Below are 22383 nucleotides of genomic sequence, written 5' to 3' on the forward strand. Positions count from 1 at the left end.
AGGGTTTATATATGCTTTAAGCCTAAAAATTATTGATTAATATTGGATAAATGAATGTTTGACTCTCTTCCCCTGGTCCTGATTTTACTTGTAAGCTCAGTTTTACTAGTTGGGCTATTCCGATATTTAAAATTACCCGCGATGATTGCCTATTTTGTTGTGGGATTAATTTTAGGGCCTCATTTGATTGGTGTTTTGCCTGATTCTGAGTCTAGTCGGCATGTGGCTGAGTTTGGTATTGTGTTTTTGATGTTCAGTATTGGCCTTGAGTTTAGCTTGCCTAAACTTTATTCCATGCGACGTATCTTGTTTGGCTTAGGGGGCGCACAGGTACTTATTACTTTATTTGCTTCTATTAGTCTTGCCTGGTGGTTAGGACTTCATTTAACTTCAGCATTCGTAATCGGCAGTGCAATTACTATGTCATCAACAGCAATTGTCTCAAAAATTTTAATGGAGCGCGTTGATTTAAATTCAAGACATGGTCGATTGGCCATTGGTATTCTCCTCTTTCAAGACATAGCCGTTATTCCAATCTTAATATTGATCCCAGCGCTTGGGGCTTCATCAGATGATATTGGGACTATTTTTTTAATGGCACTTTTAAAGGCCATTTTTTTACTTTCTATTCTTTTTAAATTTGGTAGACCTTTAATGAACTCTTGGTTTGCTTTGGTAGCAAACCAAAGGTCACGTGAATTATTCATTTTGAATGTCTTGATGATTACCCTTCTTTTTTCTTTCGCTACAAAAATGGCTGGATTATCTTTTGGTATTGGAGCATTTATGGCCGGCATGCTCATTTCTGAAACTCGCTATCGTTATCAAGTTGAATCAGACATTGCAGCCTTTAGAGATATTTTATTAGGACTCTTCTTTATTAGCATTGGTATGCTGCTAAATCTTCACCAAGTTGCTTCGAATATCGGTTTTATCATTTTAGTTACTTTAGGATTTATTTTATTCAAAGCGTTTGTGATTATGGCTCTTGCGCGATTGTTTAATTATGAAATTGGGGTAGGTATTAGAACGGGACTTATATTGGCCCAAGCAGGAGAGTTTAGTTTTGTGATACTAGCCCTTGCCAGAGAAGAGCACGTCATAGGAGCCCATGCTTTCCAAATTATTCTAGCTGCTTCATTACTTTCAATGATTTTAGCCCCATTTATTATTCAGTATAACGGCCGTATAGCGCGTTATTTATCAAAAAGCTATAACCGTAATAGTTCTGACACGGTTGAGGCGATCCAGTCGATAGGCCGCACTTTAAAAGACCATGTAATTTTGTGTGGTTATGGAAGAAGTGGGCAGTATTTAGGGCGATTTTTGAAAGAAGAGAATATTCCTTTTATTGCGATTGATATCGATCCAACGCGAGTGAGTGATGCATCAGCTGGAGGAGAGCATGTGATGTATGGTGATGCAAGTAGAAGAGTTGTTTTAGACGCTGCAGGGATTAAAACAGCTAAAGCACTTGTGATTAGTTATGCTGACTTTAGGGCCACTATGAAAGTGCTTCATGTGATTCAAGACACATATAAAAATATACCAGTCATTGTAAGGACCCTCGATGACACACACATGGATGAGATTAGAAATGCAGGAGCCAGTGAAGTTGTGCCAGAAATTTTAGAGGGTAGTTTAATGCTGGCCTCTCATGCATTAGTTGTCTTAGGTGTTCCTTTAAATCGAGTCGTAAAGCGTATCCGATCTTTTAGAGAAGAGCGTTATAAAATGTTTAGAGGTTATTTTGCCGGTATCTCAGACGCAGAAGCTGAAGTGACAGAGCCACAATTGAGACTTCATGCGATTGAAATTACAAAAGAATCTCATATTCATTCATGGAAACTTAATCAAATTCCATTCGCCATGCTTAATGTAGAGCTTAAGTATTTGAGGCGTCCTAATATGTTAGAAGATATAGAACCTAGAGATGACATTGTTTTATCTTCAGGGGATGTTCTTGTTGTGTTAGGTGTTCCAAATAAACTTAACGCTTTAGAAAAATACGTGCTGACTGGCAAATAAAGTATGACAAAAAAAGTTGCTGTCATTGGTGGGGGTATCGTGGGATGTATAACTTCATTCTTTCTTATTAAAGAAGGATACGAAGTTACTTTAATTGATCAGAATGCCATAGGCCAGGAGGCTTCGTGGGCTGGGGCTGGTATTCTCTCCCCTTTATTGCCCTGGAACTATCAAGATAGCGTCAATGATCTTTGTTTTGGAAGTGCTGATTTTTATCATCAACTTTCTGAAATTTTAAAAAAAGATACAGGTATTGACCCTGAATGGACTGAGTCGGGAATGTTGATATATGATGAGCATGATAAAGATCTCGCGATGAATTGGTGTCAAAAAAATTCTATTGAAATTAAACAAATTCAAATAGAAAAAACATCATGCTTGCTTTTGCCGCATGTTGCCCAAATTAGAAATCCTCGCTTATTAAAAGCCTTAAAAAAATACTTAATTAAAAATAATGTCGTGATAATAGAGCATCAAAAAGTTAGCCCCATTTCTGATTCAAATAATTTTATTCATCATCTTCAAATCGAAAAAAATATTAATTTGGAAGCAGATTGTTATGTTGTGGCATCTGGGGCATGGAGCTCAAATGTTTTAAATGAAATTGAGATGCCAAAAATTCGACCTATTAGAGGGCAGCTTATTCAATATCCTGCTATTAAAGAGAAATTACCATACATCCTTTATAAAGATGATTTCTATTTGGTGCAAAGACAGGATGGGGTTGTTCTTGGAGGAAGCACAAAAGAAGACGTTGGATTTGACAAAGGTATTACAGAAGAGGCTAGAAATTCTCTTCAGCAGAAATCCGAATCTTTAATGCCTATTTTAAAAAACTACAAAATTGAAAATCAATGGAGCGGTCTGAGGCCAGGCTCTCTAGATAATGTGCCCATGATAGAAAAGCATCATAAATACAATAATGTATACTTGAATGTCGGTCACTATCGTTATGGATTGACGATGGCCCCAAAAGCAGCAAGAATAATTAGTGATTTGATAACTTTAAATGGATAAGCATAATGCGATTAAATATTTTTACAATTGTACTTCTATTCATCACAAGCTTTAATGCTATGGCGATTGAAGAACCAGAATTTATCAGCATTGAAAAAAAAGATGCATTTGAGATTAGAGAGTACCAACCTAAATTAATAGCTCAGGTTCTTGTTAATGGAACATTTGATAGCGCATCGAGCAAAGGATTTCGTTTGTTAGCCGATTTTATTTTTGGAAATAATAAAACGAATGAAGGCTCAAAAAAAATTGATATGACAGCTCCAGTGGTTAGTCGTGATGCTGCAGAAAAAATTGATATGACAGCACCAGTTATTTCTGAAGAAACTGAAAAAGGTTGGTATGTTAGCTTTAATATGCCAAAGCAATTTACAAAAGAGACTCTTCCTGTGCCTAATAATCCAGAAGTTAAAATTATCGAAGTGCCATCAGAAAAATATGCAGTGATTACATTCTCTGGTTTGGTGAGGGAAAAAAAATATGCGGAGATGTTAAATTTACTTAATGAAGAAATGAAAAAAAGAAATATAGATCCGAAGGGTCCCGCAATACTTGCTCGTTACAATCCTCCCTGGACTCTGCCATTTCTAAGAAGAAATGAACTAATGTTTAGAATCTAAATATTAATTTTTAATTTAATAGGATTACGTCCCTGCTCTTCACAAGGACAGAATTGGGACAAGCACTTTTTTATTTTACTTTTTTAGACTTTGTTTTATTTAGTCCCTCACCTCGTTTATAAAGCCCAGAGCGTCCCCCAGACTTTTCCACTAAGTGGATATTTGAGATCACCATCGTACGGTCTACTGCTTTCACCATGTCATAAATGGTGAGGAGGGCGATGTTGACGGCTGATTTATCAAGCTTCACGAAAAAATAATAATGTTATTCCAAGCTGTTTTTGTTAGTTAATTGGAGCATAGTTGGAGCAAAAATTAGATTATCACAAGCTATAATTCTTATCCATCTCTCTTTTATGCCACCACTTAAACGCAGCAAACTTATGCCATTTCTGATACTCACCTATTACATAAGGCGTATCTAGGAAACGACATATCTGCTTTATATGTTCTTCTGATAGACCATCATCTATATATTGAAATTTACTGCTCATGACCTACTCTCCTTGTTTAGCCACTTTCTTGTGGCTTTTTTATTGCCTGCTACTTTTTAAGGTGAAAAAAACTAATTAATAAATATAACTCTGCTTCCTTTTTTGACTGAATTGATATCTTCTACAGAAGCTGAATAATATCCATCGTAATATTTATCTATTGTTCCACTTGTCTCTTCGCTATGACCTGTAATTTTTATTTTAGAGCCTAAAGGCAAAACATCCTGAACTGATGAAACAAAAATAACATAGCTCTCTTTTTTCTTAATTGAAATAATTGAACCCACCTGACTATTATCTGGCAAATTATTTATTACATTTGATATTTTTGGTTCTGCAGTTTTACCTCGTTTAAGTTTAAAGAGGCAAACATCATACTGACTCGTATTGGGGGCAAAGCCATTAGCCTCGCATGTTTTACTAAAATCAATATCGTTTAATTTTCCTGTATAGGACATTTGCGTTGTATTGACATTTTGAGCAATTACTTGACTTGGTTGTGATGGGCTATAAGTTGAACCTCCTGCAGCAGCAACCTTAATATTTTGAACACGTGACTCACTTGAAGGGTGTGTGTTTAAAAATGAGGAGCCTGATTGAATAATATTTTCATGAAGTCTAATAGCTCCATCAGGAGAGTAGCCAGAGGCAATCATATACTTAACCCCTTGAGCATCAGCATCATGCTCTTCACCCCTAGAATAAGCTGTGCTTGCAAACTTTGCTGTTAAATTCAAACCGTTTCTATAAAGACCTTCATATGGATTTCTAGCTGCACCCCCATATGACTGATTAATTGCAATCATTGCTAAACCAGCAAAAATTTCTATCAACCCATTAACTGTTGCGGCAGACTGGTGATGATTAAGCGTTAAATGAGAATATTCGTGCGATACAACAGCAGCAATTGCATCTGTATCATTTCCTATTCTGTTTAAAATACCTAAATTAAAAACTGTTACTGGCTGACCATTTTGGTAGGTTGCATAAGCATTAATATCTTTATTTGAAGAAATTAAGAATTTTGGATAAATTCCAGACTGCTGACTTATTTTTCTTCTTACCTCATCTAATTTTAGAACGTAATCTCTTGACCAAACTTGTTGTGATGTTCCATTAGCTAACAGGCTTAATGATGAAGAGGTTTGTACTTGATGCACAGCACTATCTAAATCCCAGTAGGTTTCGCTACCGAAAGATAAAAGACTGTATAAAAAGGTAAGTATGAAAACTAAATATTTCATTTTAATTAACGTGAGTTTTCAAGAACGCATTTATTAAATTTTTCAGTCTTACTTTTAATGCCTAATTTCATACATTTTTCTTCAGCCTCTTTTGTTTTTTCATCAATATTAACGGATTGATTTTCCACCTCCTCCTTTTGCTTTGTTGGAGCATAAGATTTTTTTCCGACTGCTTCAGCAGCTAGCTTGTCTAATGACACCATTGCGTCATCCTGTGTCAGCCCAAATGCAAAGTTAAAAATTATGCCATCTGAAGTAGTTCCTTTTCCATAACCTGTTTTACACGAAGAGGCATACCAACGCATTTTAATTGTCTTGCCGTCTGTGCAAACGCCATCGCCATTCCCTTCCTGACCTGAACAATCAAAATTAAAAGGTATTTTGTCTGGTTTATGTGCTGTTCCTGTGCAAGATACACCTGAATTTACAGCTGTAATATCAAATGTTCCGCCACCGCCCAAAAGAATTCTATGATTTACATTGCCAATAAATACTTCATCATAATTTTCAAATTTACCAACCGCTTTGTAGGTAATGCAACCAGTTAAAGATATTAAAACAAAGGCTATCGCTATTAATTTAAATTTCATTTTCATTCCCTTTTTATAACTCCGTTAAACTAAATTATCAGAAAGCTCACGATGATAATTTAAAAATTCTTTATTTATTTGATGTTTTTCATGGACGAACAGCTTACCACTAACTCCCTTGCCCACTAAATCATAACCCTCAGTAATATAGAACACATATTTGTCAAACATGACGTGGTGATTTGGACAAAGGCAAAGAATATTATCTGGAGTGTCTTTTCCATTATGTGGCTTTCCTAGAGCTCTTATATGTGCCGCTTCTGCATAAAAACCACCATCTGTTTCAATTTGAATTCCACACACTTGGCATTTGTATTCATAGAGTGTCTTAATGTCTTTTGACAGCTTTGTATCTCTTATAACTCTATAGGCAATAGACTCTTTTCTTTGGGGGTTGTCATTACCTTTAGATAAATCTATATCAATTTTTTTTGGGACTTGATATGAAGATATTTCTTTTATTTTTACAAGTTTGAAGCGGTAAACATAAAACCCTTCCTTACCTTTTTCACGCCAATGGTCGTCAACTGTATAAAGCCCATCATATCTGTAGTTTTCTATTGGTGCGTATGGATTTTTAGAGTCTTTTTTTCTTATCACTCTGACAGGAAACCCTTGAGTATGGTTTATTACTAAAGCCTTATTTCCGCTTACTAATTCTTGGTTCTTTATATGCTTTCCTGTTTTTTCATCTCTACCACCTTGACCTGTATAAATTATTTCATCTCCAAAATCTTCATCATCTACATAACCGCCAGCAACTACAACAGAAAAAGCTCCATCTTCATTTGCTGATATTCCATGAACTAAATGCTTGTGAAGTCCAACATCTTTAATCTCTGCTCTTGACTCAAAAGCTGTACCTTCAGGTATGTTTTCAGAAAAAAAATTCGTATTCATATATTAATTGTTTCCTTCTGTAACCTCATGATTATTAAGGGAATTACTATCAGAGTTTTCTCTTATAACTTATTGATTTATATAGTGATTATTGAGGTGACTAGTTAACTATAGTTTGCTCTTATTTTTACAAAGCGTATAGTCAATGAATAACCATCAAATACATAAGGTTTTACATGAAAAAATTGTTTTTATTATTACTTATCCCACTTCTTTTGATTAGTTGTGACTATGCCACTCAAACTCGTTACGGATACTCTGAAGTTGGACAGGTACAGGTTGTTCAATTTGGAACCGTTATAGCAATTAGAGATATAGAAATTATGGGTGAGTCTTCTGTGGGAGGAGCAATTGCTGGAGGAGCAGCAGGTGCAGCGGCAGGAGGAAATATTGGCGGTGGGACAGGAACAGCTGTTGCTGTCGTTGCTGGCGCTGTGGTTGGTGCTACAGCTGGTGCAGCTCTGGAAAGAGCCATTAGAAAAAGAGGTGGTGTTGAATATACCGTTGTTCTTGAAAATGGAAAAACAATAACTGTTGCTCAAAATGTATCCGAAAAAGATGTAATTCATAAAAATAATGACCGAGTAATAGTGCAAATTAATGGTCAATATCAAAGAGTTCTTCCTGCAAATTCATTACCAGAAGAAATGAAGAAACCTAAAGGCATTAAATTTACTGACGAGAAAAAATAAGGGATAAATTATGTTGAGATATATAACTCTAATACTTATAGCTTTTTTATTTACAGGCTGTGCATTAACTGAAGACAAAATTGATATTCCATATCAAGGAAGAGCAAACATTACAATAGTTGAAGGTGCTGACAAAGTTAATGTTGAAGTAAAGAATGAAGATAAAAGAACAGTATTTAAAGACCGAGTAGGTGCAAAGAAAAATGGCTACGGAATGGAAATGGGAAAGATAACTCCTAATAATGATGTTGCTAAAACTTTTTCAGACGCAGTTTTGTTTGAACTTGAGAATTTAGGTTTTAAAAATGGTGCTGGTGGAAAAGTTGTGAAAGTTGAATTAATTCGTTTCTACAACGACTTCAAAATGGGCTTCTTTGCAGGTGATGCAGTTGCTGATGGCTTAATTAATATCATTGTAACAAATGGAAAAAATGAAGTTATATTTACTAAGTCATATGAGGGTGGAGGCGTTTATCCAAACATACAATTAGCTCTTGGAGAAAATGCAAGAGAAGCCCTCATAAAAGCTATGACAGATATTATTGGTAAAGTTGCTCAAGACAAAGACCTTCACTCAGCTCTCTTAAAAAAATAAGGGGAATATATGAAAAAGATACTGATAGCTATTGCACTCCTACTTTCGTTTAACGCATTTGCAGACACATACGTTAGAGGTTATACAAAACAGAATGGTACGTATGTTGAACCTCACTATAGAAGCTCTCCTAATGGAACAACTCTGGACAATTACAGCACGAAAGGAAATGTTAATCCTTATACAGGTCAGGCTGGCACAGTTGACCCTTATAGGATAGATGCAACGCCTTATTCTTTACCAGCTATTAAACCAATAGATAGTTATCAGTACCAATACAAATAAGACTTAAATGTGGAAAAAAATTATCTATTAATCCTTTTACTTATTCCCATGATGGTTCTAATAGGATGCAGCTTAAGTAAACAAGAAATTGTTGATAAATGCCTTCTTCAAGCAAATCAAAAGTTTCCTACTGACATGACACAAAATTCAATGTTTTTTCAGGGTTGCATGGTTAAGTATAAGTATGCTTTTAATGCTCACAATTGTGACAAAGATAAACAAGTTCATATGTTGTCTGAAATTTGTTACGTTAAGTATTAGCAAATGAAAAAACTGTTATTTTTAATATTTTTTATCCCGCTAATTTCATTTAGTGAAACAGGTCAAGACCAACAAATTATCCAAAACATCATTAGTGAATCTATAGCTAATTACTCTGGCAACTGCCCTTGTCCTTATAACAGAGCTTCCAATGGCAGCTCCTGTGGCAGAAGAAGTGCATACTCAAAAGTTGGGGGCTATGCTCCAGTCTGCTATGCACAAGATGTAACTCCAGCAATGATATCTACCTACAAACATAAACATGGAATTAGGCAATGAAAAAATTAATTTTTTTAATTGTCTTATGTTTCATATCAAATTATCTTCAAGCTAAAGAAATTATATTATCTTGCAATATAAACCTCACATCATATTTTTCAACTGGGGGTGAAGAAAAAGAATACTATCAAGAACATATTAAAATATCAGAAATTCAAACTAAACGTGGGATTGAAAGAGTCATTGAGGGAATGTCTAACAAACTCTTGGGTGTTGGTTCAGTTAAAATGGAAAATCGTGTTATTAATGATTTTAGTTCTGATACAGAATGGTTTATTACAAACAATTGGAAACCTCCAAAACAAGAGCATACTGCCAGTTATAGAATAAATAGGTATTCTGGGCGGATGACATACTCTTCATTTTCTTCCTTTAATAGTGGTAACAGTTTCTTGAATAAATCAGGTGATGGAACCTGTGAAATAATAGATACAACAAAAAAGAAGTTTTAACTTAAACATGAAAAAAATACTTTTAATTTCCCTTTTGTTTTACTCAAACCTATCATTTTCTGACCAAGTTTTTAAAACTGATATACCTGACATTGTTGTTAAGAATTTTATTTGTCATGAGGGTAATGGGGTACGTTTTAATTTAGTCAATAGGACAGATAAGGCGGTATGGAATATAACATTATTTATCATTGATAAAGATGGTGATACGTTAGACTCTAAATCTGCGTTTGCAATATCTGTTCCTCCTAAAAGCGGAAGTGAAGTTGAAATAGGGGGTGTTAATTGCAATACCTTAAGAAAAAATAAAGTAGCATTCAGTATAAAACTTGGCAATTAAATAGGTCATACCTTTAACTGAAAAAAGAAACCCTATGATATATATCTATAAAGCAGTACTCATAGAGGGTAAAGAAATTATGTTTCTCTAAATCTATTAGATAAAAGGTATATCTTTAATAAAAGTAATTTTTTTCTTATCCTGCTCTTGTTCTAGTAATCTATCTTTCTGGTATTCTGATAATTCTTCATAGTGGTGATTTTTAATAAAAGAGTTATTAGTAGAGTTATTTACAGAGTTACTAAAAGAGTTAGTAGGAATATTAATCCCCACCATTCTTACTTTGTTTTCCTCACGATTAACAATATCTTCCTCACGACCTGTAATTAAATGCTCATCCATTAATGGTATATTTGCCTGATAGTTGTTTCGTCTCCAACCACTAGTACTTCCCCTTTTAGTGATAGTTAGATACCCAGCCTTTTCTGCTTTTTTAATATGTGGAGAAACAGTTCTAGGGTCAAGGCTAGACAGTTCAGCAATAGTTTGTATTGATGGGAAACATTTTCCATTACGATTACCCATATACAAGTGAAGCGTATGAAGAACTAGCTTCGTAGTTGAATGGAGAGATTTGTCTGCCGTAAAAGCATCTCTCCACTTAAATGAAAATGACTTAAGACTTGGATTAAAAAATTTACTCATATATTTACCTAAAATTAATATCTAATTTTAGTACGACTTTCACGTCCGTCAATTGAAATATGAGCACAAAAATTGTGCACACATTTACTTCAATTCCCTTGCTAATCAAGCCTTACATAAGACCTATATAATTTTTATATTTGAAATATATAAACAACATTTAATCTAATTTACTCACAAGATTTTCTGCTTTTATATGCGTGTATCTTTGAAGCATCTTCAATTGCTTATGCCCACTAATGGCAGCTAACTCTAAAACATTAGATATTTTTGAACATAATCTAGTTAAAGCAATATGTCTTAAATCATGAAAGTGAATATCTGGAATATTTGCTTTTCTGGATGCCCTTAAAAAACTTAAGGAGACACTATTATTTTTTAAAGGAAACACTCTCCCATCAATACTGCGTGAAAGATTATTTAAAATAAATATTGCTTTAATAGATAAGGGCACATATCTACTTGTGCCATTTTTGGTTAATGCTAAATAAGCAACTCTCGTTTTAAAGTTTACATGCTCCCAGCGAAGCGAAGTAAGCTCGCCTCTTCTCATTGCAGTTTCTAATGCAAACTCTACAAGTAAAGCCATATAGTTATTATGAAAAGTTCCACGTGTATTTTTTAATATATAAATAATCTTATTAATTTCTTCGTCGCTAATTATTCTATTTCTGCCTTCAGCAGAAGGAGGTTTCTTAATCATTGAGACTGGGTTAATAATATTAAGGCTCCATTCACGCCTAGCGTGATTAATAATAGATGACAGGACAGCCAACTCTCTAATGACTGTATTAGGCTTATTTACCTTTAATCTTTCATCACGATAATCTGCGATATGCTTGGGTGATAGTTCTGCCATATTGTATTTAGCCAAAGGATGCCGCATAAGCTTTTTAAGGCGTATAGCTGCATCTCTACTGCTACGCATGTGAGGAATTACATCTTTGAGGTATTGCTGGAGGATATCTTTGAATTGAGTTTTTTTGGCAAGATTGTTATTAATGTATGTTTTGCGGTCAATCTCAATCTCAATACTTCGTGCCCATTTTTCGGCATCCTGTTTCATCAGGAAGGTTTTAGCTATGGTAGGTTGACCAATACGCCTAATTCTTACGTGCCATTTATTTTTTCTGCTACTGATTGTTGCCATATCCGTTTCCTCTCATTGGAGCAGGATTGGAGCAACGCTATTATTCCTTCGTTTTAACTACCTTCTTAAGTTTAGCTTTAACCTCTCGCTTATAAAGCCCAGAGCGTCCCCCAGACTTCTCCACTAAGTGGATATTTGAGATCACCATCGTACGGTCTACTGCTTTCACCATGTCATAAATGGTGAGGAGGGCAATGCTGACGGCTGAAAGTGCTTCCATTTCAAGTCCTGTTTGTGCAAAACATTCACAAGATGATTGACAAACAATCGTATTATTTTTTTTATCAATCTTAAAGTTAATATCAATTTTAGTAAGGTTGATTGAATGACAAAGAGGAATAAGCTCCCAAGTTTTTTTTGCTGCTTGAATTCCTGCAATTTTTGCAGTATTTAGAACATCACCTTTTTTAATTAAATTAGCTTGAATTAGCTTTAAAGTTTCTTTGTTTAATTGAATTGTTCCTTCGGCTATTGCTTTTCGATGGGTAATTGCTTTATCAGTAATGTCTACAAGTTGCGCATCACCTTTTTGATTAATATGAGTTAGTTTTTTCATGAATTTAATTAGCTTATCTTCTCAAACTTAGATGTAAGTGATTATTAATCTAGGTATCATACCAATGATGAAATTTAAAATTATATTATTAGCAACTTTTTTTTGTTGCCTTTCCGTTTTTGCCAATGAATTACCTGATTTAGGTGATTCATCTCAGCTCATTATATCCGCGAAAGAAGAACAGGCTATTGCCAAAGCAATTTTAAAGGAAGTGGCAGTTAGTCCTGAAATTGTTCAAGATATTGAGGTGATCGATTATCTCAGAAATTTAGGGGATAGATTGGTGGCATATAGTCCTAACAAAAGACAGCAGTTTAATTTTTTTGTAGTTAATGAGTCTTCAATTAATGCATTTGCGATGCTTGGTGGTGTGATTGGTGTTCATACAGGTTTAATTTTAGCTTCAAATAGTGAATCAGAGGTTGCTAGTGTATTGGGCCATGAAATTGCTCACGTGACACAAAGACATTTGCCAAGAATGATTGCTCAGCAAAAAAATGATTCAATTAAAACTGTATTAGGTATTGCTTTAGCACTTCTTGTCGCAAGGGCCAATCCTCAGTTGTCAGCTGGTACTATGACAGCTGCTTCAGCCATGGGAGTTCAAAAACAGTTGGACTATACGAGAGAGCATGAAAAAGAAGCTGACCGGGTAGGTTTTCAAATTTTGACTGATGCGGGCTTTGATGGTCGGTCAATGGTTTCATTTTTTAACACTCTTCAAAGAGGTTCTCGTTTTTCAGAAGGCGCGGCTCCTAGCTTCTTAAGAACTCACCCGATTACAACTGATCGTATTAGCGATATTTCAAATAGAGTCAAAGAAAGTCGTTATAGGCAAATACCTGATAACCCTGATTTTATATTTATTAAATCTAAATTGAGAGCTTCAAATGGTACGCCTCAATCTGCGGTCGATGAGTTTGAGGGAAGCATTAAAGATAAACGTTATATGAATGAGGCATCCGAGCGATATGGACTGGCAATTGCTTACATGAGGAAAAGTGACTTTGCCAAGGCCCGGCAAGAAGTTGAGTGGCTAAAAACGAATACTAAAAAAAATGCTCTGATTGAAACACTTGGGTGCAAACTAGAAGTTTCTACAAATCAACCAGTCCAAGCATTAAATCATTACTTAAAAGCGTTAAATATATACCCGAACTATCGAGCATTAATTTACGGACTAGCAGAACACTACCTAATGACAAATGAATTTGAAAAATCTATCAGGCTTATTAATGAAAAGTTAAATACCTACCCTGAAGATAGCTATTTCTATGAATTGCTTTCGAAGGCTTATGCAAAAGAAGGAAAAGAATTACTTCAATATCAAGCTCAATCCGAGGCTTATTACCGTAAATTTAATTTGCCTAGAGCAATAGAACAGATGGAGTTTGCTACTAAATCTAAAGATGGTAATTTTTATCAAAAATCGATTGTGGAGTCGCGTTTAAAACAATTGAAATTTGAGAATAGCCTCGAAGACATCAAAGATAAAAAATAAAAATATATTTTTAGGCTTATCTAGATCTTGAATATTTTATTTTGATAAGTAATATATATCACATATATAATAACAATTGATTTTACATATTAAAGCGACCTACCTATAATCATCATTTTTAAACCAACCAAAGAAGGAGAAGACGATGTCTTCATTAGTTAATACCGAAGTAAAACCGTTTAAAGCAACAGCATTTCACAACGGTAAGTTTGTTGATGTTTCAGAGGCAAGCCTTAAAGGCAAATGGTCAGTGGTAATTTTTATGCCAGCCGCATTTACATTTAACTGCCCAACAGAAGTTGAAGATGCTGCAGATCATTATGCAGAATTTCAAAAAGCAGGTGCAGAAGTTTATATTGTGACGACAGACACACATTTTTCTCATAAGGTATGGCATGAAACATCGCCTGCAGTGAGCAAAGCTAAGTTTCCATTGATAGGTGATCCAACTCATCAATTAACACGCGCTTTTGAAGTGCATATTGATGAAGAAGGCCTTGCTTTGCGCGGAACTTTTATTATCAATCCAAAAGGCGAAATTAAAACGATGGAAGTGCATGACAATGCTATAGCTCGTGACGTTAAGGAAACATTACGTAAGCTTAAGGCCGCACAATATGTGGCTAATAATCCAGGCCAAGTATGTCCAGCTAAATGGCAAGAAGGCGCTAAAACAATCGCTCCATCTCTAGATCTCGTAGGCAAGATCTAATTACAAAAAAATGAACCCCAGGCCATAGAGGCCTGGGAATTTCATAAACATCTTAGGTAAATAAATGGCTCTCGACATAACAATTAGAAATCAATTACAAGACTACATGGCTAGGCTTGTGAGCCCTATTAAGCTTCTAGCAAATGTTGACGAGAGCGCTTCATCCCAAGAAATGTTAGGGATGTTAGAAGAAGTTACTTCTTTATCAGAAAAAATAACTTTAAATAAGGAAACAGATGTTTCCAAAAGAATCCCATCTTTTGAGGTCAATCGAGAGATAGACGCTACAGGCATAACTTTTGCAGGTATTCCGTCGGGGCATGAATTTACGTCATTTGTTTTGGCTTTGCTTCAAGCAGGAGGGCATCCATTAAAGTTAGATGCCGAAAAAATAGAACAAATTAAAAACATACAAGGTAAGTTTCATTTCGAAACTTATATTTCGCTGAGTTGCCATAATTGCCCTGATGTTGTTCAGGCGCTAAATGCAATGTCTATTATTAATTCCAATATTTCTCATACCATGATAGATGGCGCCTTATTTCAGAAGGAAGTGGAAGATAAACAAATTATGGCTGTACCTACTATCTTTCTTAATGGCGAGCCTTTTGGCCAAGGAAGAATGGAGCTTGATGAAATTGTAAATAAGATTGACTCAAGTGCTAGCTTAAAAGAAGCTGAGAAAATTTCCAAAAAAGAAACTTACGATATTTTAATTGTAGGAGGCGGTCCAGCAGGTGCGTCAGCTGCTATTTATAGTGCTCGAAAAGGCATACGAACAGGAATTGTGTCTGAGCGTTTTGGCGGACAAGTTATGGACACTTTAGGCATAGAAAATTTTATTTCAGTCAAAGCCACAGAAGGACCAAAGTTAGTCACAGCTCTTGAAGAGCACGTAAAAGAATATGAAGTCGATATTATGAATTTACAGCGTGCAAAGAGCATTCAAAAAAATGATGAAAATGCTTTGTTTGAAGTAGAGTTAGAAAATGGCGGAAAGCTTAAAAGTAAATCAGTCATTGTTGCAACAGGCGCAAGATGGAGAGAGTTAAATGTTCCTGGCGAAAAAGAATTCAAAGGTAAAGGTGTAGCTTATTGCCCACATTGCGATGGACCTTTATTTAAAGGCAAACACGTTGCAGTCATAGGCGGGGGAAACTCTGGGGTTGAAGCCGCGATTGATCTTGCAAATATCGTTGGGCATGTCACGCTTTTTGAATTTGCCGGAGAACTCAAAGCTGATGATATCTTACAAAAGAGACTCTATAGCTTGTCAAATGTTGATGTCATATTAAATGCACAAACATTAGAAGTTCTTGGCTCTGACAAAGTGAATAGCATGATTTATCTTGATCGAAAAACAAACGAAAAGAAAACGATTGCACTTGAAGGTATTTTTATTCAAATTGGACTATTGCCAAATACTGACTTTGTAAAAAATACTGTAGATCTTTCTAAGTTTGGAGAAATTATTATTGATAGCCATGGCCAATCTTCATTGCCAGGGCTATTCGCAGCTGGGGATGTAACTACCGTGCCTTATAAGCAGATTATTATTGCAATGGGCGAAGGCGCTAAAGCTTCCTTAGGGGCTTTTGATTACTTGATTCGCCAATAAGATTAAATTTTATTGGCTGCAATAATTTCTTTAAGCAGCGGAAGAGTAATAGGCCTTTTGTAACTTAAAGACCATTTATCTAAATCTTCTAAAATAGAAAATAAATTTGGCATATCTCTTTTTAGATGCTTTAAGCAATAGTCAACAATATCCCCGTTAAGTTTCATACCTCTTTCATCAGCGTGTCTTAGAAGTGCTAATTTTTTTTCTTCATCTGAGAGAGCTATAACTTCATAAGTTACTCCCCAAGCAAGTCTAGTGGCTAAATCATCTCTTAATTTCATCTGGAGCGGCGAATAAAGTCCTGTCACAAGCATGTTCTGATGAGATTCTTTGCATCGATTATATGTGTTGAATAATTCGATTTGACCTGAGTCATTAAGTAAATGCACGTCATCATGAATCACAAATCCATGATCAGATGCAATTTGAGCCAAATGTGATTTACCTGAACCTTCGTTACCCCAAAGATATATGAATTGAATAGGCAGTTTATGAGAGATGATTTGCTTTAAGGTATGAATTACTTCGATATTGTGACCAACCACAAAATTTTCAAAAGATTGTTTTGGTGTTGGAGATAGAGCTAATAGCATCTGTTTCATATCTATGAGAAAGCTTATTTAAGTAAAGATAGCCTTAATTATGCACATCTTTAAAATATATTTCGGTTAAAATTTCAATTATAACGACTAACCCAAATGTTTAATGAAAGAGAGTTAATCTTTTGAATAAAGATGATACAAGAAAAGATAATCAATCCATCACCTATAGAGATGCAGGGGTAGACATTGAGGCGGGAGATGCGCTTGTTGAAAGAATCAAGCCTTTTGCAAGAAAAACTATGAGAGCCGAGGTTTTGGGCGGTATTGGAGGTTTCGGATCGTTATTCGAAGTGCCTAAAAAATATAAAGAGCCTGTTCTCGTTTCGGGTACAGACGGGGTCGGTACAAAACTTAAATTAGCATTCGAATTAAACAAACATGACACAGTTGGTATTGATTTAGTGGCCATGAGTGTTAACGATATATTGGTTCAAGGTGCTGAACCCTTATTTTTTCTAGATTATTTTGCATGCGGGAAACTTGACGTAGAAACAGCATCTCAGGTTATTAAAGGTATTGCTGAAGGTTGCGCTCAGTCTGGATGCGCTCTTGTGGGTGGAGAAACAGCAGAAATGCCAGGTATGTATCCTGAAGGTGAATATGATCTAGCTGGGTTTGCAGTGGGTGTTGTAGAAAAAAGTGAAATCATTGATGGCAAAACAATTCGATCTGGCGATGCAGTGATTGGCCTTGCTTCTAGTGGAGCTCATTCAAACGGATATTCGCTGATTAGGAAAATTATTAGTAATGAAAAGGCTGATTTTTCAGCACCCTTTGATGGAAAAACATTAAGAGATATTGTAATGGAGCCCACTAAGCTTTATGTAAAATCTATTCTTAAGCTGAAAGAGACAGTCAAGATTAAGGGTATGGCACATATTACGGGTGGAGGTATTACAGAAAATATCCCACGAATTTTAGGCGAAGATTTAAAAGCAGAAATTCAATCATCAAGCTGGCCATTACCAAAACTTTTTACATGGCTTCAAGATAAAGGGAATATTTCTAGTGCAGAACTTTATCGAACATTTAATTGTGGAATAGGTATGGCTATTATCATTGATCAAAATGACGTGGCTCGCGCAAAGAAAATCTTAGAGGCATCACAAGAGACTGTTTACGAAATAGGCATCATTAGGAAACGTGAAGCTAATGAACACCCTACTATGGTGATTTAATCTAAACATGAAAAGATTATTGCCATTCAAAAAGTGGCTAGCAGTTTTTTTGGTTTTATTTAATACGTTAGCTTTTTCAAAAGAACTTCCCAATATTTTAGAATTGAAGTACGACCTCACTCAAAACGGAGAGTCGCTGGGAACAGTCATTGAGAAATTTATGATTGATGAGGTAGGAAACTATCATATTGAGAGCATTACAAAAGGGATTGGTCTATACGCTCTGTTTGGAGATCGAGTATTGATGAGCGAAGGCAAGATTACAATTGAAGGCTTAAAGCCACAACGCTTTGAAGTCCATCAAGGAAGTAATGCGAGTAAAAATGCAATCGTAGATTTTGATTGGGACAATAAAATATTGATTACTCAGTATAAGGGCAGTGAAACAAAAGAGAATATAGAAAATAAAACACAAGACTTGATTAGTTACTTATACCAATTTAATTATGAAAATTTTGACGAGCCTATAATTGAATTTGTGGCTGCCACTGGCAAGAAATATAAAAAATATCAATTCAGAGTTATAGATAAAAAAGTGGCACTTTCCTTAGGCAATACAAACTTTGAGACCACTTCAATTCAAAGTATCGCAGAAAAAGACGGAAAGCCAGAAACTCAAATATGGTTGAGCAATAAGCTTTATAAGCTGCCTATTCGTATTCGTTATCAGGAAAAGAATGGCTCAACGTTAGAGCAAAACTTGGTGCAGACGAATATAGATCTAAATGCATTTTAATCGCACAAAAAAACTTTTAAAAAGTAACCATGTAAAATTTTTGCTAGCCATTGTAGTTTCAATTCTGGCTCATCTTTTTTTGTTGGGAGGTATAGATATATACAACCCATTCTTTTTAAAAGACTCAGATAGTCTAAATATTGTTATTGTCAGCCACCTTGAAAGCCCTTTGAAAAATGATCAACCGGTAAGTCGAAAGAAATCAAATGCCCCAAAAAAAAGCATTAAGCAAAACAAAGAAATAGATAACAATTCGATTAAAAAAGAAGAGGGTAAAGGAGATGATTTAGAACAGAGCATTGAACATAATGATTTAAACCAAACTCCCAATAGCGACGAAAAAAAAGAAATCCACTATAAAAAAGTGATTATTGATTATGATGTAAGAAGAGGCATAGATGGTTCACCTATTGGTGCTGCCAAAACGACCTATTCAATAGATCAAGATAATCGTTACAGTATTAGAAACGAAGTTGAGGCAAGGGGATTTGTGTCTCTTTTTTATTGGAATAAATTAGTGCAAACAAGTAATGGGCTAGTCACTTCAGAAGGCTTGAAGCCACTTAATTACCATTATCAATTCGGCAGCAAGATAGATAATTCAGCAGCATTTGATTGGGAATCTAAAAAAATAATTACTACAATGAATGGAAAAGTAAATGAGTTTGAAATATTGGAAGGTTCACAAGATATGTTGAGCTTCATGTATCAATTCATGTTTGAGCCCCCTTTAACCAAAATGAAACTGTATATTACAAATGGTAAATCTTACAAGCCCTATGATTATGCTTATATTGGAGATGAAGTTATTGAGACTGACGTTGATAAGATAGCAACAATGCATATAGCAAAGTTTAATTATAACAATGAAGAAAGAATTGATTTGTGGCTTGCAAAAGACTATAGGTATCTTCCAATCAAAATAAGAAAAACAGAAAAAGATGGAAGTATTTTAGATCAATCCGCAAAAAAAATTGAAACTGAAAGCCTAGGTTTATAAATATGCTTAATCTGAATTTGATGCAACACTGTGCCAATATTTTGGGGGAGGCATTAGATTTTCATGGCCCTGCCGATATGAAATTGAGTAACTATTTTCGAGAGCATGGCGAATTGGGACAGAAAGATAGAGGTGAGATTGCTGAATGTATCTATGGTGTGATTCGGAGATTTAGATTTTTAAAGAAAATAAATGGAGATGAAAATAACTATAAAAAACTAGTTATTGCCTGGCTAATAAAAATTGAAGGAAGAAGTATTAGAGACCTGGAGCATGAATTAAGTAAAGAAGAAGTTGAATGGGCCAAAACATTAAAATCAAAAGATACAGAAGAATATACATGGCCAGAAAAATTAAGTCTACCTGACTGGCTTTGGGATTTATTAGTTGAACAATATGGCATAGATGAGGCAATACTTTTAGCTAGAAGTTTTCTTGAGCCAGCTAAATTGGATATACGAGTTAATACAATAAAAATAAGTCGAGATGATCTGGTTGATGAACTTGCAAAAGATACAACTGATATTGAAGTTATGACCTATTCCCCATCCGGCATCAGAATTGCCCGAGGGACGTCGCTAAGTCGAAATAGATTATTTTTAGAAGGAAAGATTGAAGTTCAGGATGAAAGCAGTCAAATATTAAGTTTTCTGGTAGATGCAAAAAGAGGAATGATGGTTGCAGACTTTTGCGCTGGCGCAGGTGGGAAGAGCTTAGCCATTGGGGCAATTATGAAAAACACTGGCCGCATATATGCTTATGATATTTCTGAAAAACGAATTATTAATTTAGGTAAGCGACTAAAAAAATCAGGATTATCTAACTTATTCGCACAAAAGATTAAAAATGAAAAAGATGCAAAGTTAAAAAAATTACATGGAAAATTTGATCGAGTACTTGCTGACGTTCCTTGCAGCGGAACTGGCACATTTAGAAGAAATCCAGATTTGAAATGGAAAAATTCTATTCAGGACTTAGATGAGCTTAATTTAAAACAGTTAGCTATTCTTGAGGAAGCTAAAAAACTAGTAAAAAAAGAAGGCCGATTAATTTATTCCACATGTAGTCTTTTAAAAAGAGAAAATGGGCTCATTGTTGAAAGTTTTTTAGAGAAAAATAAAAACTTTAAAATAATTTCAGCGAACGATATTTTGATAAAAAATCAAATACCACTTTCGACAGGTATTTTTTTGGAACTGACCCCGCATAAACAGAAAACAGACGGATTTTTTGCAGCAGTTCTAGAGCGAACTGATTAAATGAAAAAATTAACGTTTATAAGGTAATTTTTCAGCGTAAGATTCTATTCTTGTCCAGTCAAAGTAAGGGCCTGGGTCTGTTTTTCGTGATGGCGCAATATCAGAGTGACCTACAATACATTCAATCGGATATTTTTTTAGTATGCTTTGAATAAGTTTTTCTAAGCACTTATATTGCTCAGGTTCAAAAATATCATAGTCGCTACCTTCCAGTTCAATCCCAATCGAAAAATCATTGCAATGATTAAATTGATTCCATGTTGATTCACCTGCGTGCCAGGCCCGATCCAAACATGACACAAATTGAATGAGTGAACCATCTCTTCTAATTAAAAAATGAGAGGATACTTTTAGATTTGAAATAGATTTAAAGTATTCGTGGTCGTCAGGGTTAATTTTATTTGTAAATAAATCAATGATACTATTGCCGCCATAAGTTCTGGGTGGAAGGCTAATATTATGAATTACAATCAAATTAATATTAGACTTATTCGGTCGATTGTCAAAGTTAGGCGATAATATAATCTTTGCTTGATCTGCAAATCCTGAGTCGTTTATTAATAAAGATGTAAGCATTGTTAATTTGAGTGGTGTTTAAAATTAAAGGATTGAAATGATTTTTTTAGAATTATTTTTTATGTTATTAGTTATTCTAGTCTCAGCTGAGATATTTACCAATGCACTTGAGCATTTAGGAGAAAAATTAAAAATTTCAGAGGGCGTCACAGGATCAATTTTTGCGGCTATAGGAACTGCTCTTCCAGAGACATTAGTTCCGCTATTAGCACTTTTGTCTTCTCATGGAGATAAGGAGACTAACCACCAGGTTGGAGTCGGAGCAATTTTAGGCGCCCCTCTCATGCTCTCTACTTTAACAATGTTTATTATGGCTATGTCTGTAATTGGGCATAGAGGATTTGGAGGGCATTTAAAACCTGAAAAAACTGGATTGATTAGGGACTTAGATTTTTTTATATGCTCATTTATCTTTGCTGGCATAGCTTTATTTATTCCACATACGTCCGAGCTTGCTAGAGGCTTAATAGCATTTTTAATGGTTTTTTCATATTTTATTTATATTTTAGTGACTATTCGAGCATCAAAAAAACTTGTTAACGAAGGCCATGCCACTGAAGCGTCAAATCCTATGTTTATGGAAAGAATTGGTCTTCCAAATAATTATTTGATTATTTCCATTCAATTACTTATTGGCTTAGCTCTGTTGGTATTTGGAGCAAAAGGGTTTATTTCTGGCATTGAGGAAACTTCGTCTATTTTAGGAATTTCTGCACTTATTTTGTCTATGTTAATTATTCCAATAGCGACTGAGCTCCCTGAAAAAGTGAACAGTATTTTTTGGATTCGCAAAGGTAAAGACACACTTGCTTTTGGAAATATAACTGGCGCGATGGTATTTCAGGGAACACTTCTTCCCGCAATTGGCATACTTCTTACGCCATGGGAGCCAAGAAAAGAAGTTTATTTATGTATTTTTATAACACTTCTTTCTTCTTTATGGATCAGAATTCTCATTCAAAAATCTAATATCAAAATTTGGCATTTAGGTATAAATGGTATTTTTTATTTTACATATCTATATTTTGCACTTCATTGATTTAGTTTTTA

Annotated in this window: 27 protein-coding genes; 17 read left to right on the forward strand and 10 right to left on the reverse strand. The window is 34.9% G+C overall.

Going from position 1 to position 22383, the window contains the following annotated elements; genetic code table 11:
• The first annotated feature begins 54 nt into the window (after positions 1-54).
• From FIT70_RS00675 to FIT70_RS00685, 3 genes are read left to right on the forward strand one after another with little or no spacing between them, the layout of a single operon-like run.
• Entirely contained in the window at positions 55-2028 is a 1974-nt protein-coding gene (locus FIT70_RS00675) for a cation:proton antiporter (RefSeq protein WP_139930313.1), read from the forward strand.
• Between the two features lie 3 nt (positions 2029-2031).
• The gene (locus FIT70_RS00680) at positions 2032-3045 is read left to right on the forward strand and encodes an NAD(P)/FAD-dependent oxidoreductase (protein WP_139884173.1); all 1014 of its coding nucleotides are present in this window, start codon (positions 2032-2034) and stop codon (positions 3043-3045) included.
• Positions 3046-3050: 5 nt separating this feature from the next.
• Positions 3051-3665, forward strand: coding sequence for an SOUL family heme-binding protein (locus FIT70_RS00685; RefSeq protein WP_139874161.1), 615 nt, complete (start codon positions 3051-3053; stop codon positions 3663-3665).
• A 70-nt stretch (positions 3666-3735) separates the two neighbouring features.
• On the opposite strand, the gene FIT70_RS00690 is transcribed toward FIT70_RS00685, so the two are convergent.
• The 5 genes from FIT70_RS00690 to FIT70_RS00705 form a co-directional block, all read right to left on the reverse strand.
• Entirely contained in the window at positions 3736-3915 is a 180-nt protein-coding gene (locus tag FIT70_RS00690) for a cyclic pyranopterin monophosphate synthase MoaC (RefSeq protein ID WP_139930315.1), read from the reverse strand.
• 73 nt (positions 3916-3988) lie between these two features.
• Positions 3989-4159, reverse strand: coding sequence for a hypothetical protein (locus tag FIT70_RS06880; protein WP_189340858.1), 171 nt, complete (start codon positions 4157-4159; stop codon positions 3989-3991).
• A 71-nt stretch (positions 4160-4230) separates the two neighbouring features.
• The gene (locus FIT70_RS00695; RefSeq protein WP_139930317.1) at positions 4231-5403 is read right to left on the reverse strand and encodes a M48 family metallopeptidase; all 1173 of its coding nucleotides are present in this window, start codon (positions 5401-5403) and stop codon (positions 4231-4233) included.
• A gap of 5 nt (positions 5404-5408) precedes the next feature.
• The gene (locus FIT70_RS00700) at positions 5409-5993 is read right to left on the reverse strand and encodes a hypothetical protein (protein ID WP_139930319.1); all 585 of its coding nucleotides are present in this window, start codon (positions 5991-5993) and stop codon (positions 5409-5411) included.
• Between the two features lie 24 nt (positions 5994-6017).
• Positions 6018-6893 carry a YDG/SRA domain-containing protein gene (locus FIT70_RS00705; RefSeq protein ID WP_139930321.1) on the reverse strand — a complete coding sequence of 292 codons (876 nt, stop codon included), beginning with the start codon at positions 6891-6893 and terminating at the stop codon, positions 6018-6020.
• Between the two features lie 215 nt (positions 6894-7108).
• Between FIT70_RS00705 and FIT70_RS00710 the strand changes: the two genes are divergently transcribed.
• The 6 genes from FIT70_RS00710 to FIT70_RS00735 all read left to right on the forward strand — a co-directional run bounded on the left by FIT70_RS00710 (position 7109) and on the right by FIT70_RS00735 (position 9797).
• Positions 7109-7585 carry a hypothetical protein gene (locus FIT70_RS00710; RefSeq protein ID WP_139930323.1) on the forward strand — a complete coding sequence of 159 codons (477 nt, stop codon included), beginning with the start codon at positions 7109-7111 and terminating at the stop codon, positions 7583-7585.
• Between the two features lie 10 nt (positions 7586-7595).
• Positions 7596-8180 (forward strand): YajG family lipoprotein, encoded by a 585-nt coding sequence (locus tag FIT70_RS00715; protein WP_139930325.1) that lies wholly within the window; start codon positions 7596-7598, stop codon positions 8178-8180.
• Between the two features lie 9 nt (positions 8181-8189).
• Complete coding sequence (locus FIT70_RS00720; protein WP_223257737.1) at positions 8190-8465, forward strand: hypothetical protein; 276 nt, start codon at positions 8190-8192, stop codon at positions 8463-8465.
• A gap of 264 nt (positions 8466-8729) precedes the next feature.
• Positions 8730-9005, forward strand: coding sequence for a hypothetical protein (locus tag FIT70_RS00725; RefSeq protein WP_139930327.1), 276 nt, complete (start codon positions 8730-8732; stop codon positions 9003-9005).
• A complete protein-coding gene (locus tag FIT70_RS00730) occupies positions 9002-9457 on the forward strand; it encodes a hypothetical protein (RefSeq protein WP_139930328.1) in 456 nt (151 codons plus the stop codon). Before FIT70_RS00725 ends, FIT70_RS00730 begins: the two co-directional genes overlap by 4 nt.
• 7 nt (positions 9458-9464) lie before the next feature.
• A complete protein-coding gene (locus tag FIT70_RS00735) occupies positions 9465-9797 on the forward strand; it encodes a hypothetical protein (protein ID WP_139930330.1) in 333 nt (110 codons plus the stop codon).
• Between the two features lie 96 nt (positions 9798-9893).
• Here the strand turns inward: FIT70_RS00735 and FIT70_RS00740 are convergent, their stop codons facing one another.
• The 3 genes from FIT70_RS00740 to moaC all read right to left on the reverse strand — a co-directional run bounded on the left by FIT70_RS00740 (position 9894) and on the right by moaC (position 12148).
• On the reverse strand, positions 9894-10442 hold the full coding sequence (locus FIT70_RS00740) for a helix-turn-helix domain-containing protein (protein WP_139930332.1): 549 nt from the start codon (positions 10440-10442) through the stop codon (positions 9894-9896).
• Positions 10443-10602: 160 nt separating this feature from the next.
• Positions 10603-11592 (reverse strand): tyrosine-type recombinase/integrase, encoded by a 990-nt coding sequence (locus FIT70_RS00745; RefSeq protein ID WP_139930334.1) that lies wholly within the window; start codon positions 11590-11592, stop codon positions 10603-10605.
• A gap of 40 nt (positions 11593-11632) precedes the next feature.
• The gene (moaC, locus tag FIT70_RS00750) at positions 11633-12148 is read right to left on the reverse strand and encodes a cyclic pyranopterin monophosphate synthase MoaC (protein WP_139930336.1); all 516 of its coding nucleotides are present in this window, start codon (positions 12146-12148) and stop codon (positions 11633-11635) included.
• A 64-nt stretch (positions 12149-12212) separates the two neighbouring features.
• Here moaC and FIT70_RS00755 point away from each other — a divergent pair, with 64 nt between their 5' ends.
• The 3 genes from FIT70_RS00755 to ahpF all read left to right on the forward strand — a co-directional run bounded on the left by FIT70_RS00755 (position 12213) and on the right by ahpF (position 15979).
• Entirely contained in the window at positions 12213-13649 is a 1437-nt protein-coding gene (locus tag FIT70_RS00755) for a beta-barrel assembly-enhancing protease (protein WP_139874163.1), read from the forward strand.
• A 145-nt stretch (positions 13650-13794) separates the two neighbouring features.
• Positions 13795-14361, forward strand: coding sequence for an alkyl hydroperoxide reductase subunit C (gene ahpC, locus FIT70_RS00760; protein ID WP_139866745.1), 567 nt, complete (start codon positions 13795-13797; stop codon positions 14359-14361).
• A 64-nt stretch (positions 14362-14425) separates the two neighbouring features.
• Positions 14426-15979 (forward strand): alkyl hydroperoxide reductase subunit F, encoded by a 1554-nt coding sequence (gene ahpF, locus FIT70_RS00765; protein WP_139874164.1) that lies wholly within the window; start codon positions 14426-14428, stop codon positions 15977-15979.
• A gap of 2 nt (positions 15980-15981) precedes the next feature.
• Here the strand turns inward: ahpF and FIT70_RS00770 are convergent, their stop codons facing one another.
• Positions 15982-16584, reverse strand: a complete 603-nt coding sequence (locus FIT70_RS00770; protein WP_139884174.1) for an HdaA/DnaA family protein — start codon at positions 16582-16584, stop codon at positions 15982-15984.
• A gap of 122 nt (positions 16585-16706) precedes the next feature.
• Here FIT70_RS00770 and purM point away from each other — a divergent pair, with 122 nt between their 5' ends.
• Genes purM through FIT70_RS00790 form a run of 4 tightly spaced genes read left to right on the forward strand, consistent with a single transcriptional unit; the run spans position 16707 to position 20757 of the window.
• Complete coding sequence (purM, locus tag FIT70_RS00775; RefSeq protein WP_139874166.1) at positions 16707-17762, forward strand: phosphoribosylformylglycinamidine cyclo-ligase; 1056 nt, start codon at positions 16707-16709, stop codon at positions 17760-17762.
• A 7-nt stretch (positions 17763-17769) separates the two neighbouring features.
• Positions 17770-18498: a DUF3108 domain-containing protein gene (locus FIT70_RS00780; protein WP_139874167.1), complete on the forward strand. Its 729-nt coding sequence runs from the start codon at positions 17770-17772 to the stop codon at positions 18496-18498.
• Positions 18488-19498, forward strand: a complete 1011-nt coding sequence (locus FIT70_RS00785) for a DUF3108 domain-containing protein (protein ID WP_139884175.1) — start codon at positions 18488-18490, stop codon at positions 19496-19498. Before FIT70_RS00780 ends, FIT70_RS00785 begins: the two co-directional genes overlap by 11 nt.
• 2 nt (positions 19499-19500) lie before the next feature.
• Positions 19501-20757, forward strand: a complete 1257-nt coding sequence (locus FIT70_RS00790; protein ID WP_139930338.1) for an RsmB/NOP family class I SAM-dependent RNA methyltransferase — start codon at positions 19501-19503, stop codon at positions 20755-20757.
• A gap of 9 nt (positions 20758-20766) precedes the next feature.
• Here FIT70_RS00790 and ampD read toward each other — a convergent pair whose 3' ends face one another.
• Positions 20767-21333: a 1,6-anhydro-N-acetylmuramyl-L-alanine amidase AmpD gene (gene ampD, locus FIT70_RS00795; RefSeq protein ID WP_139930339.1), complete on the reverse strand. Its 567-nt coding sequence runs from the start codon at positions 21331-21333 to the stop codon at positions 20767-20769.
• Between the two features lie 37 nt (positions 21334-21370).
• Here ampD and FIT70_RS00800 point away from each other — a divergent pair, with 37 nt between their 5' ends.
• A complete protein-coding gene (locus tag FIT70_RS00800) occupies positions 21371-22372 on the forward strand; it encodes a sodium:calcium antiporter (RefSeq protein WP_139869971.1) in 1002 nt (333 codons plus the stop codon).
• Positions 22373-22383 lie beyond the last annotated feature (11 nt).

Source organism: Candidatus Methylopumilus universalis, assembly GCF_006364435.1.
Classification (GTDB): Bacteria; Pseudomonadota; Gammaproteobacteria; order Burkholderiales; family Methylophilaceae; genus Methylopumilus; species Methylopumilus universalis.

What these genes read in the sequence shown, in the direction of transcription:
- FIT70_RS00675 (WP_139930313.1), top strand. Translation starts at nt 55, where the DNA reads ATGTTTGACTCTCTTCCCCTGGTCCTGATTTTACTTGTAAGCTCAGTT.
- FIT70_RS00680 (WP_139884173.1), top strand. Translation starts at nt 2,032, where the DNA reads ATGACAAAAAAAGTTGCTGTCATTGGTGGGGGTATCGTGGGATGTATA.
- FIT70_RS00685 (WP_139874161.1), top strand. Translation starts at nt 3,051, where the DNA reads ATGCGATTAAATATTTTTACAATTGTACTTCTATTCATCACAAGCTTT.
- FIT70_RS06880 (WP_189340858.1), bottom strand. Translation starts at nt 4,159, where the DNA reads ATGAGCAGTAAATTTCAATATATAGATGATGGTCTATCAGAAGAACAT.
- FIT70_RS00695 (WP_139930317.1), bottom strand. Translation starts at nt 5,403, where the DNA reads ATGAAATATTTAGTTTTCATACTTACCTTTTTATACAGTCTTTTATCT.
- FIT70_RS00700 (WP_139930319.1), bottom strand. Translation starts at nt 5,993, where the DNA reads ATGAAATTTAAATTAATAGCGATAGCCTTTGTTTTAATATCTTTAACT.
- FIT70_RS00705 (WP_139930321.1), bottom strand. Translation starts at nt 6,893, where the DNA reads ATGAATACGAATTTTTTTTCTGAAAACATACCTGAAGGTACAGCTTTT.
- FIT70_RS00715 (WP_139930325.1), top strand. Translation starts at nt 7,596, where the DNA reads ATGTTGAGATATATAACTCTAATACTTATAGCTTTTTTATTTACAGGC.
- FIT70_RS00720 (WP_223257737.1), top strand. Translation starts at nt 8,190, where the DNA reads ATGAAAAAGATACTGATAGCTATTGCACTCCTACTTTCGTTTAACGCA.
- FIT70_RS00725 (WP_139930327.1), top strand. Translation starts at nt 8,730, where the DNA reads ATGAAAAAACTGTTATTTTTAATATTTTTTATCCCGCTAATTTCATTT.
- FIT70_RS00730 (WP_139930328.1), top strand. Translation starts at nt 9,002, where the DNA reads ATGAAAAAATTAATTTTTTTAATTGTCTTATGTTTCATATCAAATTAT.
- FIT70_RS00735 (WP_139930330.1), top strand. Translation starts at nt 9,465, where the DNA reads ATGAAAAAAATACTTTTAATTTCCCTTTTGTTTTACTCAAACCTATCA.
- FIT70_RS00740 (WP_139930332.1), bottom strand. Translation starts at nt 10,442, where the DNA reads ATGAGTAAATTTTTTAATCCAAGTCTTAAGTCATTTTCATTTAAGTGG.
- FIT70_RS00745 (WP_139930334.1), bottom strand. Translation starts at nt 11,592, where the DNA reads ATGGCAACAATCAGTAGCAGAAAAAATAAATGGCACGTAAGAATTAGG.
- moaC (WP_139930336.1), bottom strand. Translation starts at nt 12,148, where the DNA reads ATGAAAAAACTAACTCATATTAATCAAAAAGGTGATGCGCAACTTGTA.
- FIT70_RS00755 (WP_139874163.1), top strand. Translation starts at nt 12,213, where the DNA reads ATGATGAAATTTAAAATTATATTATTAGCAACTTTTTTTTGTTGCCTT.
- ahpC (WP_139866745.1), top strand. Translation starts at nt 13,795, where the DNA reads ATGTCTTCATTAGTTAATACCGAAGTAAAACCGTTTAAAGCAACAGCA.
- ahpF (WP_139874164.1), top strand. Translation starts at nt 14,426, where the DNA reads ATGGCTCTCGACATAACAATTAGAAATCAATTACAAGACTACATGGCT.
- FIT70_RS00770 (WP_139884174.1), bottom strand. Translation starts at nt 16,584, where the DNA reads ATGAAACAGATGCTATTAGCTCTATCTCCAACACCAAAACAATCTTTT.
- FIT70_RS00780 (WP_139874167.1), top strand. Translation starts at nt 17,770, where the DNA reads ATGAAAAGATTATTGCCATTCAAAAAGTGGCTAGCAGTTTTTTTGGTT.
- FIT70_RS00785 (WP_139884175.1), top strand. Translation starts at nt 18,488, where the DNA reads ATGCATTTTAATCGCACAAAAAAACTTTTAAAAAGTAACCATGTAAAA.
- FIT70_RS00790 (WP_139930338.1), top strand. Translation starts at nt 19,501, where the DNA reads ATGCTTAATCTGAATTTGATGCAACACTGTGCCAATATTTTGGGGGAG.
- ampD (WP_139930339.1), bottom strand. Translation starts at nt 21,333, where the DNA reads ATGCTTACATCTTTATTAATAAACGACTCAGGATTTGCAGATCAAGCA.
- FIT70_RS00800 (WP_139869971.1), top strand. Translation starts at nt 21,371, where the DNA reads ATGATTTTTTTAGAATTATTTTTTATGTTATTAGTTATTCTAGTCTCA.